Raw genomic sequence first — 14,161 nt, forward strand, 5'->3', positions numbered from 1 at the left:
TGCCGGATGATGGCCTCGCCGCCCCGCGCGGCCCCGACCACGCCGACCCGGGGGGACCCGCTTGCTCACCGTCCTGCTCAGAAGACACCTCGCCCCGTACAGGAGGGCGGTGTACGCCCTGGTGGTGCTCCAACTGCTCCAGACGTGCGCCACCTTGTACCTGCCCGCCCTCAACGCGGACATCATCGACGACGGCATCGTGCGGGGGGACACCGGCCGCATCCTCGCTTCCGGTGCCGTCATGCTCGCGGTCACCGCCGTCCAGGTCGCCTGCAACATCGGCGCCGTCCTGCACGGTGCGCGGACCGCCGCGGCGTTCGGCCGGGACGTGCGGGCCGCCGTCTTCGACCGGGTGCAGTCCTTCTCCGCCCGCGAACTGGGCCGGTTCGGGGCACCGTCGCTGATCACCCGCACCACCAACGACGTCCAGCAGGTGCAGATGCTGGTCCTGACGGGCTTCACGCTCATGGTGTCGGCGCCGATCATGTGCGTGGGCGGCATCGTGATGGCCCTGGGGATCGACGTGCCGCTGTCGGGGGTGCTGGTCGCGGTCGTGCCGGTGCTCGGGGTCGCCGTGGTCCTGATCGTGCGGCGGCTGCGCCCGCTGTTCCGGACGATGCAGGAGCGGCTCGACACGGTCAACCGGGTGCTGCGCGAGCAGATCACCGGCATCCGGGTGGTGAGGGCCTTCGTCCGCGACCGGCACGAGAGGGAGCGCTTCCGGGCCGCCAACGCCGGGCTGACCGAGGTCTCCCTGGGCAGCGGACGGCTGCTCGCGCTGATGTTCCCGATCGTCATGACCGTCGTGAACCTCTCGTCGGTGGCGGTGGTCTGGTTCGGCGCCCACCGCATCGACGACGGCGGCATGGGCATCGGGGCGCTGACCGCGTTCCTCGCCTACCTGATGCAGATCGTGATGAGCGTGATGATGGCCACGTTCATGTTCATGATGGTGCCGCGCGCGGACGTGTGCGCCGAGCGCATCCAGGAGGTCCTGGAGACCTCCACCAGCGTGGTGCCGCCGGACGAGCCCGTGCGGGAGCTGCGGCGCCGCGGGCACCTGGAGGTCCGCGGGGCCGGGTTCCGCTACCCGGGTGCCGAGGAGCCCGTCCTGCGCGGCATCGACCTGGTGGCCGGACCCGGCCGGACCACGGCGGTGATCGGGTCGACCGGCAGCGGGAAGTCCACGCTGCTCTCCCTGGTGCCGCGGCTGTCCGATGCGACCGAGGGCGAGGTCCTGGTCGGCGGCGTGGACGTGCGGAGGCTGGACCCGGCCCTGCTGGCGAGGACCGTGGGGCTGGTGCCGCAGCGGCCGTACCTGTTCTCCGGCACCGTCGCGACGAACCTGCGGTACGGCAGGCCGAACGCCACGGACGAGGAGCTGTGGCACGCCCTGGAGGTCGCCCAGGCCGCGGACTTCGTCCGGCGGATGGAGGGCGGGCTCGACGCGCCCGTCGCACAGGGCGGCACCGACCTCTCCGGCGGCCAGCGGCAGCGGCTGGCGATCGCGCGCACCCTGGTGCAGCGGCCGGAGATCTACCTCTTCGACGACTCCTTCTCGGCTCTGGACTACGCGACCGACGCGGCGCTGCGCGCGGCGCTGGCCCGGGAGACGGCCGGGGCGACGGTCGTCATCGTCGCCCAGCGGGTGTCGACCGTCCGCGACGCCGACCGCATCGTGGTCCTCGACGGGGGGCGGGTCGTCGGGGCCGGGCGCCACGACGACCTCATGGCCGGCAACGACACCTACCGGGAGATCGTGCTCTCCCAGCTGACGGAAGCGGAGGCCCGCTGATGGCCATGGGACGGACACCCGCGGGCGGCCCGCACCAGCGGTCGATGGACTTCGCCGGTTCCGGGAAGCGGCTGCTGGCCCGGTTCGCCCCGGAGCGGGCCACGGTGTGCGGCATGCTCCTGGCCGTGCTGCTGAGCGTGGCGCTCTCCGTGGCGGGGCCGGTGATCCTCGGCCGGGCGACCGATCTGGTCTTCGCCGGGATCGTGGGGCGCGACATGCCCGGGGGGGCCGACCGGGAGCAGGTCCTGGAGCGGATGCGGGAGGAGGGGCGGGGCGGCGTCGCCGACATGCTCTCCGGGGTCGACTTCACCCCCGGCCGGGGCATCGACTTCGGCGCCGTCGCGGAGGTGCTGCTGCTCGCGCTCGCCGCGTTCGCGGCCGCCGGGGTGCTGATGGCGGCCGCGACCCGGCTGGTGAACCGGGCGGTCAACAACACCGTGTTCCGGCTGCGCGAGGACGTGCAGGCGAAGCTGGCCCGGCTGCCGCTGTCCTACTTCGACCGGCGGCAGCGCGGCGAGGTGCTCAGCCGGGCCACCAACGACATCGACAACCTCGGCCAGACGCTCCAGCAGACCATGGGCCAGCTGGCCAACTCGCTGCTCACCGTCGTCGGCGTGCTGGTGATGATGTTCTGGATCTCACCGCTGCTGGCCCTGGTCGCGCTGGCCACCGTGCCGCTGTCGTTCGCGGTCGCCCGGGGGGTCGGCAGGCGGGCGCAGCCGCAGTTCGTGCGGCAGTGGAAGTCCACCGGCGAGCTGAACGCCCACATCGAGGAGATGTACACCGGGCACGCCCTGGTGAAGGTCTTCGGGCGGCAGGAGGAGTCGGCCAGGACGTTCGCCGAGCACAACGAGGCACTGTGCGAGGCGTCGTTCCGGGCGCAGTTCGCCAGCGGGGTCATGCAGCCGCTGATGTTCTGCGTCTCCAACCTCAACTACGTGCTGGTGGCCGTGGTCGGCGGTCTGCGGGTCGCCTCGGGCGCGCTGTCGATCGGCGACGTGCAGGCCTTCGTCCAGTACTCCCGGCAGTTCTCGATGCCGCTCACCCAGATCGCCTCCATGGCCAACCTGGTGCAGTCGGGCGTCGCCTCGGCCGAGCGGGTCTTCGAACTCCTCGACGCCGGGGAGCAGGAGCCCGACCCGGTGCCGGGCGAGCGCCCGCGGGAGCGGCGGGGCAGGGTCGTGCTGGAGAAGGTGTCCTTCCGCTACACCGAGGACCGGCCGCTCATCGAGGACCTGTCGCTGACCGTCGAGCCGGGCCGCACCGTGGCCGTCGTCGGCCCCACGGGTGCGGGCAAGACCACCCTGGTCAACCTGCTGATGCGGTTCTACGAGGTGACGGGCGGGCGCATCCTCCTGGACGGGGTGGACATCGCCTGCATGACGCGCGACGAGCTGCGCTCGGGCATCGGCATGGTCCTGCAGGACGCCTGGCTGTTCGGCGGCACGATCGCGGAGAACATCGCGTACGGCGCCTCCCGCGAGGTGACGCGGGAGGAGATCGAGGAGGCGGCGCGCGCGGCCCACGCCGACCGCTTCGTCCGCACCCTCCCCGACGGGTACGACACGGTGCTCGACGACGAGGGCGCCGGGATCAGCGCCGGCGAGAGGCAGCTCGTCACCATCGCGCGGGCCTTCCTGTCCGACCCGGCGGTGCTGGTGCTCGACGAGGCGACCAGTTCGGTGGACACCCGCACCGAGATGCTGATCCAGCAGGCGATGGCGCGGCTGGCGCACGGCCGCACCAGCTTCGTGATCGCGCACCGGCTCTCCACGGTCCGGGACGCCGACACCATCGTGGTGATGGAGGACGGCTCGATCGCCGAGCAGGGCCGCCACGAGGAGCTGCTGGCGGCCGGCGGGGCCTACGCCCGCCTGTACGAGGCGCAGTTCACCCGGGCCGCGGCGGGGGCCGACTGACCCCGGCCCCCGCCGGCCGCCCGCCCGCCCGGCGGCCGGCGGGGGCCGGTGCGGTCCTCACCGCGCGGCCCGGCTCCCCTCCCGCGCCCTCGGTGCACCGCCGGGTCCGGCAGCTCCGGCGGGGGCCGGGGAGGGCACGGCCGGCCGGCGGGCGCGGGCGGCGGCGACCAGGGACAGGGGGACGAGGGCGGCGAGGGCCGCGCCGGCCCACAGGGCGCCGTGGGGCCCGGTGGTGTCGACGGCCCGCCCGCCCAGGAGGGCGCCGAGGGCGACGGAGGTGTTGAAGGCGGACACGTACAGCGCGGAGGCGGCCTCCCGGGGCTCCGGCGCGGCACGCAGGATGCGGTTCTGGAAGGTGACCGGCACCGCGCCGTAGCCCAGCCCCCACAGGACGAGGAGGGCGCCCGCCGCCAGGGCTCCGGCGTCGGTCGCCGCCATGAGGACCAGGGCGCACACCAGTACCGTGCAGGCACCCGCGGCCGTCCGCCGCGGGCGCTTCGCCGCCGGCGCGCCGGCGGCGAAGGTGCCGGCAACGCAGGCGGCGCCGAAGAGCAGCAGAAGCGCTCCGACCGCGGCCTCGGGGACGCCGTCGCCGCGCAACACCGGGCGCACGAAGGTGTACGCGGTGAAGTGGCCGGTGACGGCGAGGGCCAGCAGGGCGATGCCGGTGCGCACCCCCGTACCGCCCCTGAGGGCCCCGGGCAGGTCCGCGAAGCGGACGCGGCGCCGCGCGGGCACCGCGGGCATCAGCGCGAGCAGGCAGCCCAGGACGGCCAGGGACAGGACGCCGGCGGCCGCGAACGCCGTCCGCCAGCCGGCGAGGTGGCCGACGAAGGTGCCGGCGGGCATGCCCAGGACGGAGGCGGCGCCGACGCCCGCGAAGATCGCCGCGGTGGCGCGCGGCACCCGCTCCGGGGGGACCAGGCGCGGCGCGATGCCGCCGACCACCGCCCAGAACCCGCCCACGCTGATCCCCACCAGGAAGCGGGCGGCCAGGACGACGGCGAAGTGGTCCGCCACCGCGCACACCAGGTTGGCGACCGCCACCAGGCCGAGCAGCACCGCCAGGACGGTGCGGCGGTCGAGGCGGCCGGCCGCGACGGTGACCAGGGGGGCCGATACGGCGGCGACCAGGCCGGGGACGGTCACCATCAGCCCCGCGATGCCCGGGGAGACCCCCAGGTCGTGGCCGACGGAGGTGAGCAGCCCGACCGGCAGCAGCTCGGACGTCATCAGGGAGAACAGGCCCAGGGCCACCGTCGCGACGGCGAGCCGGCCTCCGGCGGGCGGGACGCGGCCGCCGCCGTCGCGGTCGGCGGCCTGGGTGTCGGTGGTCACGGGTGCACGGGCCCTTCCTCGGAAGCGGGTGGTGGCATGGGGGCCGGGGGGCGGCGAGTGCCGCCCCCCGGGGGTGCGGGCCGTCAGCCCAGGGCGAGGACGGTCGACAGGACCTGGCGGAGCGTCTCCGCGGGGTCCCCGGCGGGGCCCGCGGAGCGCCACGCCACGAACCCGTCGGGGCGCACCAGCACGGCACCGTCCGGTTCGACGCCGTGGGCCCGCGCCCAGTCGGTGCCGTCCTCGGTGACCAGGCCGGCGTCCGGGCCGGTGCCGATCCGGTGGGTGACCAGCGGAACGGACAGCAGGTCGGCGACGCGGTCGGCCGCGGCGTGCCACCCGGCCCCCGCGGCGGCGTCGGCGAGGAGGACCGGTGTCGTCTCGTACAGGTCCAGGGTGGAGATCCGCTCCCCGGCACGGCGCAGCCACAGGTGGGGGGCCCGGGTGCCCGGCTCCCCGGTCAGCCGCAGCTCGCCGGGGACGGCCGGTGCGTCGGGGTCGGTGCCGACGACGGCGCCGCGCGGGTAGCGGTAGCCCAGGGCCACGGTGAGGACTCCGCCCTGCGGACCCTTGCCGCCGGGGCCGCCGGGGCCGCCGGGGCCGCCGGGGCCGCCGGCGCCGGGCCCCCCGGTGCCCTGGGCCGCGGGGGCCGCGGCCCCCGAAGCGGGCGGTCCGCCGGCGGGGCGGCCGCCCGCGGCCGGGTCGTAGCCGGGGTGGCTGTGCTCGGCGGAGCGGCCCGACGCGCGGGCGGCGGTCGCCCGCGCGACGGGGCGGCGCTCGGCGTCGTAGGTCTCCAGCAGCCCCTGCCCCGCCCAGCCGCCGAGCACGGCGGCCAGCTTCCAGGCCAGGTTGTGGGCGTCCTGGATGCCGGTGTTGGCGCCGAACGCGCCGGTGGGGGGCATCTCGTGGGCGGAGTCGCCGGCCAGCAGGACCCGGCCGTCCGCGTACCGCTCGGCGACCCGCTCGGCCGCGTGCCACGCGGCCCGGCCGGTGATCTCCACGTCGAGCCCGGGGACGCCGACCGCGCGGACGATGTGCCGTGCGCACCGCTCGTCGGTGAACTCCTCCAGGGTCTCGCCGCGTTCGGGGTGCCAGGGCAGGTGGAAGACCCACTGCTCGCGGTTGTCCACCGGCAGCAGCGCCCCGTCGGCCTCCGGGTCGGTCAGGTAGCACATGAGGAAGCGGCGGTCCCCCACCACCTCGGCGAGCCCGCGGGAGCGGAAGGTGACGCTCACGTTGTGGAACAGGTCTCCCGGCCCGGTGTGGCCGATGCCCAGCCGCTCGCGGACCGGACTGCGCGGGCCGTCCGCCGCGACGAGGTAGGACGCGCGGATCGTAGTGTGCTCCCCGGTCTCCCGGCTCTTGGCCACGGCGGTGATCCCGTCCGGATCGGGGTCGAAGGAGATCAGCTCGGTGGCGAACCGCAGGTCCCCGCCGAGCCGCCGGGCGTGCTCGACCAGTACCGGCTCCAGGTCGTTCTGGCTGCACAGGCACCAGGCGCTGGGGCTGATCCGGGCCAGCGCGCCGTCCTCGTCCATCCGCTGGAAGAGCCACTCGCCCCCGTCCCCGGCCAGGGACGGTGCCTGGTAGATGCCGTGGTTGCCGGACAGGACCGACGCGGCCTCCCGGACGGCGGACTCGATCCCGGCCACCCGGAACAGTTCCATCGTCCGCACGTTGTTGCCGCGTCCGCGCGGGTGGGCCGAGGTGCCGGCGTGCCGCTCCACCAGGGTGTGCGGCACGCCCAGGCGGCCCAGGAACACGGAGGTGGACAGGCCCACCAGGGAGCCGCCGACGATGAGGACCGGGATCCTGAGGTCGGCTTCTTCGTTCATCACTCGCCTCCAGCGCATGCATCGCCACCGGCGCACACGGGCGTGCGCCGGTGGTGATCCATGCCACCGGGGCGGGGCCCTCGCCCACGCTTCACCCGGATGATCCGTGCCGCGCGGCCGCGGACACGGACGGCGGCGCGGACGCCGCCTCCGCGGGCCGCCCCGATCGCACCCGCGTGACCTGGGCCTTCGTCATATCCCTTGCCAGACAGATGCCTTGCCACCCGCCTCACCCGGTTGATTCCCAGGATTTGCGGCATCGGACGGGGCGTCACACGATCAAGACGCACCGCGGTCGGCGCCGGGTCCGCGCCCGCCCCGGCCGCACCGCCCTCCCCCGATCCCCCTCCCCCTTCCCCACTCCCCGCAGAAGAGGTGTGCCGGATGACAGCCCCGGGTCTCGCCCCCCAGGTCTCTGGCCTTGTTTCCCAGTCGGCGTTCGACGGCTCCAGGCTCCGGGTCGTCCTGCTGCTGGACGTCGTCGACGGCGCCCAGCAACGTTTCCTCGACGCGTACGAGCGCGTGTGCGACCAGGTGGCCTCCACCCCGGGGCACATCCGCGACCAGCTCTGCCAGTCGCTCGACGACCCCTCCCAGTGGCTCATCACCAGCGAGTGGGAGAGCGCACCGCCCTTCCTCGCCTGGGTGAACAGCGAGGAGCACATGGAGACGGTCCGGCCGCTGCGCGCCTGCTTGAAGGACACCCGGTCACTGCGCTTCCGCATCATCCGGGAGACCGGCGGTCCCGCCGCCGCGGCACCGGCCGCCCCGGTGCCGCGGGCATCTCCCCGGCCGGGCGGCGGAGTGGTGCGCCACGCCCTGACCTACACCCTCCGCCCCGGCAGCGGGTCCGCGGTAGCGAGGATCCTGGCCGGCCACCCCCTGCCCGTGCGGCGGGAGGGCGACCCGGTCCGGCTCCACCGCACCTCGCTGTTCGTGCACGGCGACCGGGTCGTGCAGGTCGTGGAGGTGCGGGAGTTGCGGGGCGATCTGCTCGCCGGGCTGGTCCACCTCACCGGACGGCCCGAGGTGCGCGCGGTGGAGGACGCCCTCACCCCGCACCTGGCGCAGGATCGGGACCTGGACGACCCGCAGTCGCTGCGGGTGTTCCTCACCCGGTCCGCGCTGCCGGCCGTGCACCACGTGGCCCCCCTGCCCTCCCCCGGCTCCACCCCCGCGCCCGCCGGACCGGTGCCTCCGGGGTCGCCGGCGGGGCGGCTCGCGCTGTACTACCCGGCCCGCCAGGGCCGGGGCGGCGAGCTGGCGCGACTGCTCTCCCGGCAGGACGAACTGGCCGCCGACGCCCCGCACGGCCCGGTCCGCGCCGCCACCGTCTTCCACCGCGACGACACCGTCGTGCGGATCGTCGAGGTGGCGGACGCCCCGGAGTCGGCGCCCGCTTCGGTCCTGGGCCTGCGGGAGCCGGACAGCGCCACCGAGCTCGTGGAGCTGCTCGACGCCCGGGCGCTCGGCGTCGAAGGGTTCGCCGGAGACGGGGACGGGCTCGTGCGCCTGCTGTCGCGCGCCCGCATGCGGCTCGTCGCCGACCTCGCCGAGGACGGTTCCTGAGATCGGTCCGCCCGGCCTCCCTCCCCGGTGGCCACCCCCCGCCCGCCACGACGACCCATCCCGTCCCCCACCGACCGAACCGCAAGAGAGCCGGGGACCGGCGATCCGCCCCGGCCCGCAGCGACCTTCTGGAGCGAACGACCATGACCGAGACCCAGCAGCGCCCACGCATCGTCGACCTGGACGAGATCCAGCCCAACCGCAGGCGCGGCGGCGACCTGCGCGCCATGCTCACCCCCGCCACGGTGGGTTCCACCAGCGGCTTCATGGGCCTGGCCATCGTGCAGCCCGGTGACCGCATCGCCGAGCACTACCACCCGTACTCCGAGGAGTTCGTCTACGTCGTCAGCGGCTCCTTCGAGGTGGACCTGGACGGGGAGCCGCACCCGCTCGCGCCCGACCAGGGCCTGCTGATCCCCGCCCACGTGCGGCACCGGTTCCGCAACGTGGGCGGTACCGAAGCCCGCCTGGTCTTCCACCTCGGCCCGCTGGCGCCCCGGCCCGAACTGGGCCACGTCGACACCGAGGAGACCGCGCCCGAGCGGGCCGACGACCGGTTCCCGCCCGTCCACGGCAGGCCCGTCGAACCCACCGGGGCGGTGTCGTGACCCGACGCGTCGCCGTCACCGGCCTGGGCGTGGTGGCACCCGGCGGCATCGGCGTCCCGGCTTTCTGGGACCTGCTGGCCGGGGGCCGCACCGCGACCCGGGGCATCACCCTCTTCGACCCCGCCGGGCTGCGCTCGCGGATCGCCGCGGAGTGCGACTTCGACCCGCTCGCGCACGGCCTCGCCGTCGAGCAGGTCGAACGCTGCGACCGCTACGTGCAGTTCGCGCTGGTCGCCGCCGCCGAGGCGGTCCGCGACGCCGGTCTGGAGCCGGCCCGCGAGGACCCCTGGCGCACGGGCGTCAGCCTGGGCACGGCGGTCGGCGGCACCACCCGTCTGGAGCACGACTACGTCCTGGTCAGCGGGCGCGGGTCGCGCTGGGACGTCGACCACCGGCGGGCCGGCCCGCACCTGAACCGCGCCTTCTCGCCCAGCACCCTGGCCTCGGCCGTCGCCGAGGAGTTCGGCGCGTGCGGGCCGGTGCAGACGGTCTCCACCGGCTGCACCTCGGGGCTGGACGCCGTCGGGTACGCCTTCCACGCCGTCGCCGAGGGCCGGGCCGACGTCTGCCTCGCCGGCGCGTCGGACTCGCCGATCTCCCCGATCACGATGGCCTGCTTCGACGCCATCAAGGCGACCTCCCCCAACAACGACGACCCGGCGCACGCGTCGCGGCCGTTCGACGCCGACCGCGACGGGTTCGTCATGGGAGAGGGGGGCGCGGTCCTCGTCCTGGAGGAGCTGGAGCACGCCCGGGCCCGCGGCGCCCGCGTGTACTGCGAGGTCGCCGGCTACGCCACCTACGGCAACGCCTACCACATGACCGGGCTGACCAGCGAGGGCCTGGAGATGGCGCGGGCCATCGACGACGCGCTCGACCAGGCCCGGCTGAACGGCTCGGACGTCGACTACGTCAACGCGCACGGCTCGGGCACCCGGCAGAACGACCGCCACGAGACCGCGGCGGTCAAGCGCTCCCTGGGCGCCCACGCCTACGAGACGCCGATGAGTTCGATCAAGTCCATGGTGGGCCACTCCCTGGGCGCCATCGGATCCATCGAGACGGTCGCCTGCGTGCTGGCCCTGGCCCACCAGGTGGTGCCGCCGACGGCCAACTACGAGACCCCGGACCCCGAGTGCGACCTGGACTACGTGCCGCGCCAGGCGCGCGAGCGGAGGCTGCGCGCCGTGCTGTCGGTGGGCAGCGGCTTCGGCGGCTTCCAGTCCGCCGTGGTGCTGACGCGGCCGGACGGGAGGACGCGGTGAACGCACGGCAGGGACGGCGCGCGGTCGTCACCGGCATCGGCGTGGTGGCGCCGGGCGGCGTCGGCGCGGAGGCCTTCTGGAAGTCGGTGGCCGACGGGGTCGGTGCCCTGGACCGCGTCACCCGCGAGGGCTGCGGGCACCTGCCGCTGAAGGTGGCGGGGGAGGTCCGCGGCTTCGACCCGGCGGCGGTGATCGAGGAGCGCTACCTCGTCCAGACCGACCGGTTCACCCACTACGCGATGGCCGCGACCACGATGGCCCTGGACGACGCCCGGCTCGGCCGGGCCGACGTGGCCTCGCCCTACTCCGTGGGGGTGGTCACCGCGGCCGGGTCCGGCGGCGGCGAGTTCGGGCAGCGGGAGCTGCAGAACCTGTGGGGGCAGGGGTCGCGGTACGTCGGCCCGTACCAGTCCATCGCCTGGTTCTACGCGGCCAGCACCGGCCAGGTCTCCATCCGCGGCGGCTTCAAGGGGCCCTGCGGGGTGGTGGCGGCGGACGAGTCCGGCGGCCTGGACGCCCTGGCGCACGCCGCCCGCACCGTGGGCCGCGGCACCGGCACCGTCGTCGTCGGCGCGGCCGAGGCGCCGCTGGCCCCCTACTCGGTGGTGTGCCAGCTGGGGTATCCCGAGCTGAGCACCGGGGAGGACCCGGAGTGCGCCTACCTGCCCTTCACCTCCGCCGCCCGCGGGTTCGTCCCCGCGGAGGGCGGCGCCATGCTCGTGGTGGAGGACGAGGAGGCGGCCCGCCGCCGCGACGCCCCGCTCAGGGCCACGGTGGCCGGGCACGCCGCCACCTTCACCGGCGCCTCCCGCTGGGACCGGTCCCGTGAGGGGCTGGCCCGGGCGATCCGCGGTGCCCTGGAGGAGGCCGGCTGCCGCCCCGAGGAGGTGGACGTGGTGTTCGCCGACGCCCTCGGGGTGGCCGAGGCGGACCGCGCCGAGGCCCTGGCGATCGCCGACGCCCTGGGCGCGCACGGTCGGCGCGTTCCCGTCACCGCGCCCAAGACCGGCACCGGACGGGCGTACTGCGGGGCGCCCGTGCTGGACGCCGCGGCGGCGGTCCTCGCCATGGAGAACGGCCTGGTCCCGCCCACCCCCAACGTCCACGCCCACGAGGTCCGCCACGACCTGGACCTGGTCACCGGCCGCGCGCGCCCGGCCGACCTGCGCACGGCCCTGGTGCTCAGCCGGGGCCTGATGGGCACCAACGCGGCGCTCGTACTGCGGCACGGCGCCTGAACCGACCCGACCACCCGATCCTCCGAAGAGAAGGAGAACACCCCATGACCGACCAGGTGACCGCACAGGTGACCGCGGAGGAACTGGCCGCGCTGATGAAACGGACCGCGGGCGTCGCCGTCGACCCCCGTGAACTGGAGGAGCGGGCCGACACCGGATTCGACGTCTTCGGCCTCGACTCGCTGGGGCTGCTGGGCATCGTGGGCGAACTGGAGAAGCGCCACGGCCTGGACCTGCCCGAGCACGCCGAGCGGTGCAGGACGCCCCGCGAGTTCCTCCGGTGCGTCAACGGCGCCCTGACGACGGGGGCGTGAGATGGCCGGGCACACCGAGAACGAGATCACCATCGCCGCGCCCCTGGACCTCGTCTGGGAGATGACCAACGACGTCGAGAACTGGCCGCGGCTGTTCAGCGAGTACGCGTCCGCCGAGATCCTCTCCCGCGACGGGGACCGCGTCAGGTTCCGCCTGACCATGCACCCGGACGACGAGGGCCGGGTGTGGAGCTGGGTCTCCGAGCGGGTCGCCGACCGGGCCTCCCTCACCGTGCGGGCCCACCGGGTCGAGACCGGCCCCTTCCGCCACATGAACATCCGGTGGCGCTACGAGGAGACTCCCGAGGGCGTCCGGATGCACTGGACGCAGGACTTCGAGATGAAGCCGGACGCGCCCGTGGACGACGCCTGGATGACGGACAACATCAACCGCAACTCGCGGATCCAGATGGCCCTCATCCGCGACCGGATCGAGCAGGCGGCGGGCGAGCGCCCGGCCGCCGCCGCGATGAGCGACTGAGGAGCCGCCCCGTGCACCACACCCTGATCGTCGCCCGGATGGAACCGGGAGCGGCGCCGGACATCGCGAAGGTGTTCGCCGAGTCCGACCGCGGCGAGCTGCCCCACCTGGTGGGCGTCGCCCGGCGCAGCCTCTTCCAGTTCGGCGACGTGTACCTGCACCTCATCGAGAGCGAGCGGGACCCCGGGCCCGCCATCGCCCGGGCCACCGACCACCCGGAGTTCCGGGACGTCAGCGAGCGGCTGTCGGCGTACGTCACACCGTACGACCCGCAGACCTGGCGCGGTCCGAAGGACGCGATGGCGCACTGCTTCTACCGCTGGGAGCGGAGCGGCCCGGCCTGAGCACCGCGGCCCGCGCGCGCCGGGGTCCGGACTCCGCGGAGTCCGGACCCCGGCGCGGCCGTGTGCGCCCGGGGCGCTGCGGTCGGGGGTGCGGCGTCCAGGTGCCCCCCGGTGCCGGGGCCGTCAGCCGGTGGCGGCCGAAGGGGCGCGGAATCCGTTCAGGTAGTGGTCTCCTATGGCGCGCAGGCGGCCGGCGGTCGGGGTCCGCACCGTCAGGGCCCGTGCGTCGCGCCAGAACCGGTCGAGTCCGGCGCTGTCGGCGAGTTCGAGGACACCTGCGGTGACGTGCTGGGCCGTCCGGCCGGTGACGGCCTCGGCGGTGGCCACGAGCACCGCCGCCCCGGTGTCCGGGGCGGCGGTCCACCCGTCCGCGGGGAGCCCCCCGGGAGGGCCGTGCACGGGGAGTTCGCCCGCCAGCGCCTCCGTGGCGCGTTCGACCACCGCCGTGGCGGTGTGCAGGGCCGCGGCGAGCTTCCCGTAGGCGAGCAGGAGGTCGGCCCGATCGCCCGCGGCGTCGCACTCCTCGCCGTCCGGCGGGACCGGCCGCTCACGGGAGGCGCTCCGCCCGGCCTCCCGGGCCTCGGCCAGGGCCCCCTCCGCGACGGCCAGCCCGACGTGGGCGAGGACGAGTCGGAGGAGGAGCGGGGCGAGCGCGGCCGACGCGGGTGCGGTGTGCTCGTCGCGCGGGCCGGGGCCGAGCACGTCGTCCGCGTCGACGAGGACGCCGCGGAGCTCCACGTCGCCGGCCCCCGCCAGCCGCTGGCCGAACCGGTCGTGTGCCGCCCCGGTCGTCACACCGGGGGCGGCCGGGTCCACCACGACGACGAGCGGGGCGCCCGTGGCCGTGCACACCGCCTCCAGGACGAACCGGTCGGCGACGGGGACGCCGGTGGCGAGGGGGCGGCGCCCGTCGAGGCGGTGCCCGCCGCCGCGGAGGGGGGTGAGGGCGAGGCCCGGTCCGGGGCCGGGGGCTTCGACGTCCCCCGCCCACAGCCACTGTCCGTCCGCCGCCCGCTCCTCGAGTCCGGCGGCGCGCTCCGGTCCGGCGAGGAGGCGGGCGCTCCAGGACAGGGCGTAGTGGCGCGCCAGGAGTTCGCCGACCGAACCGTCGGCGGCGGCGATCTCCCGGACGAGCGCGCACGCCCGCCGCAGGCCGGTGCCCCGGCCGTGCGCCCCGGGCGGGTTCAGCACGCCCAGGAGTCCGGCCTCGCGCACTCTCGCCACCTCGTCGGACGGGGGCTTGCCGGCCCGTTCGCGGGAGACGGCGTCGGCGGCGAGGTCGTCGGCGAGTTCACGGGCGACGCGGGGCCAGAAGTCGTCCGCCGCGGGAGGACCGGCCGGGGCCGGTGCCGTGCCCGAACTCTCGTCCGCACCGGTCGCCGGGGGCGCCGCCGGGGCGTGGGGGGTGGCCGGTGGCACGCGGTACCTCCAGGTCGGGGCGGGCCGTCGGCGAGGGCG

At 75.5% G+C, this 14,161-nt stretch carries 12 protein-coding genes; 9 read left to right on the forward strand and 3 right to left on the reverse strand.

Annotation, left to right across the window (positions count from 1 at the left end):
• The first annotated feature begins 61 nt into the window (after window positions 1-61).
• The gene (locus ACFSJS_RS14735) at window positions 62-1,795 is read left to right on the forward strand and encodes an ABC transporter ATP-binding protein (RefSeq protein ID WP_380900342.1); all 1,734 of its coding nucleotides are present in this window, start codon (window positions 62-64) and stop codon (window positions 1,793-1,795) included.
• A gap of 5 nt (window positions 1,796-1,800) precedes the next feature.
• On the forward strand, window positions 1,801-3,714 hold the full coding sequence (locus ACFSJS_RS14740) for an ABC transporter ATP-binding protein (RefSeq protein WP_380900345.1): 1,914 nt from the start codon (window positions 1,801-1,803) through the stop codon (window positions 3,712-3,714).
• A gap of 57 nt (window positions 3,715-3,771) precedes the next feature.
• On the opposite strand, the gene ACFSJS_RS14745 is transcribed toward ACFSJS_RS14740, so the two are convergent.
• Window positions 3,772-5,052, reverse strand: a complete 1,281-nt coding sequence (locus ACFSJS_RS14745; protein WP_380900347.1) for an MFS transporter — start codon at window positions 5,050-5,052, stop codon at window positions 3,772-3,774.
• An 83-nt stretch (window positions 5,053-5,135) separates the two neighbouring features.
• A complete protein-coding gene (locus ACFSJS_RS14750; RefSeq protein ID WP_380900349.1) occupies window positions 5,136-6,884 on the reverse strand; it encodes an FAD-dependent oxidoreductase in 1,749 nt (582 codons plus the stop codon).
• A 384-nt stretch (window positions 6,885-7,268) separates the two neighbouring features.
• On the opposite strand from ACFSJS_RS14750, the gene ACFSJS_RS14755 reads away from it, so the two are divergent.
• The 7 genes from ACFSJS_RS14755 (at window position 7,269) to ACFSJS_RS14785 (ending at window position 12,703) form a co-directional block, all read left to right on the forward strand.
• Window positions 7,269-8,453 carry a SchA/CurD-like domain-containing protein gene (locus ACFSJS_RS14755; RefSeq protein ID WP_380900350.1) on the forward strand — a complete coding sequence of 395 codons (1,185 nt, stop codon included), beginning with the start codon at window positions 7,269-7,271 and terminating at the stop codon, window positions 8,451-8,453.
• Between the two features lie 143 nt (window positions 8,454-8,596).
• The gene (locus ACFSJS_RS14760) at window positions 8,597-9,061 is read left to right on the forward strand and encodes a cupin domain-containing protein (protein ID WP_380900352.1); all 465 of its coding nucleotides are present in this window, start codon (window positions 8,597-8,599) and stop codon (window positions 9,059-9,061) included.
• Window positions 9,058-10,326: a beta-ketoacyl-[acyl-carrier-protein] synthase family protein gene (locus ACFSJS_RS14765; protein ID WP_380900354.1), complete on the forward strand. Its 1,269-nt coding sequence runs from the start codon at window positions 9,058-9,060 to the stop codon at window positions 10,324-10,326. Before ACFSJS_RS14760 ends, ACFSJS_RS14765 begins: the two co-directional genes overlap by 4 nt.
• Entirely contained in the window at window positions 10,323-11,564 is a 1,242-nt protein-coding gene (locus ACFSJS_RS14770; RefSeq protein WP_380900356.1) for a beta-ketoacyl synthase N-terminal-like domain-containing protein, read from the forward strand. Before ACFSJS_RS14765 ends, ACFSJS_RS14770 begins: the two co-directional genes overlap by 4 nt.
• A gap of 44 nt (window positions 11,565-11,608) precedes the next feature.
• Window positions 11,609-11,878, forward strand: a complete 270-nt coding sequence (locus tag ACFSJS_RS14775) for an acyl carrier protein (RefSeq protein WP_380900358.1) — start codon at window positions 11,609-11,611, stop codon at window positions 11,876-11,878.
• Between the two features lies 1 nt (window position 11,879).
• Entirely contained in the window at window positions 11,880-12,359 is a 480-nt protein-coding gene (locus ACFSJS_RS14780; protein ID WP_380900360.1) for an SRPBCC family protein, read from the forward strand.
• 11 nt (window positions 12,360-12,370) lie between these two features.
• Window positions 12,371-12,703: a TcmI family type II polyketide cyclase gene (locus ACFSJS_RS14785; RefSeq protein WP_380900362.1), complete on the forward strand. Its 333-nt coding sequence runs from the start codon at window positions 12,371-12,373 to the stop codon at window positions 12,701-12,703.
• A 123-nt stretch (window positions 12,704-12,826) separates the two neighbouring features.
• On the opposite strand, the gene ACFSJS_RS14790 is transcribed toward ACFSJS_RS14785, so the two are convergent.
• Window positions 12,827-14,122, reverse strand: coding sequence for an acyl-CoA dehydrogenase family protein (locus ACFSJS_RS14790; RefSeq protein ID WP_380900364.1), 1,296 nt, complete (start codon window positions 14,120-14,122; stop codon window positions 12,827-12,829).
• Window positions 14,123-14,161: the final 39 nt, after the last annotated feature.

Origin of the sequence: Streptomyces desertarenae (assembly GCF_042681365.1) — a bacterium.
In the GTDB taxonomy this organism is placed as follows: domain Bacteria; phylum Actinomycetota; class Actinomycetes; order Streptomycetales; family Streptomycetaceae; genus Streptomyces; species Streptomyces desertarenae.

What these genes read in the sequence shown, in the direction of transcription:
- ACFSJS_RS14740 (WP_380900345.1), top strand. Translation starts at nt 1,801, where the DNA reads ATGGGACGGACACCCGCGGGCGGCCCGCACCAGCGGTCGATGGACTTC.
- ACFSJS_RS14750 (WP_380900349.1), bottom strand. Translation starts at nt 6,884, where the DNA reads ATGAACGAAGAAGCCGACCTCAGGATCCCGGTCCTCATCGTCGGCGGC.
- ACFSJS_RS14755 (WP_380900350.1), top strand. Translation starts at nt 7,269, where the DNA reads ATGACAGCCCCGGGTCTCGCCCCCCAGGTCTCTGGCCTTGTTTCCCAG.
- ACFSJS_RS14760 (WP_380900352.1), top strand. Translation starts at nt 8,597, where the DNA reads ATGACCGAGACCCAGCAGCGCCCACGCATCGTCGACCTGGACGAGATC.
- ACFSJS_RS14775 (WP_380900358.1), top strand. Translation starts at nt 11,609, where the DNA reads ATGACCGACCAGGTGACCGCACAGGTGACCGCGGAGGAACTGGCCGCG.
- ACFSJS_RS14780 (WP_380900360.1), top strand. Translation starts at nt 11,880, where the DNA reads ATGGCCGGGCACACCGAGAACGAGATCACCATCGCCGCGCCCCTGGAC.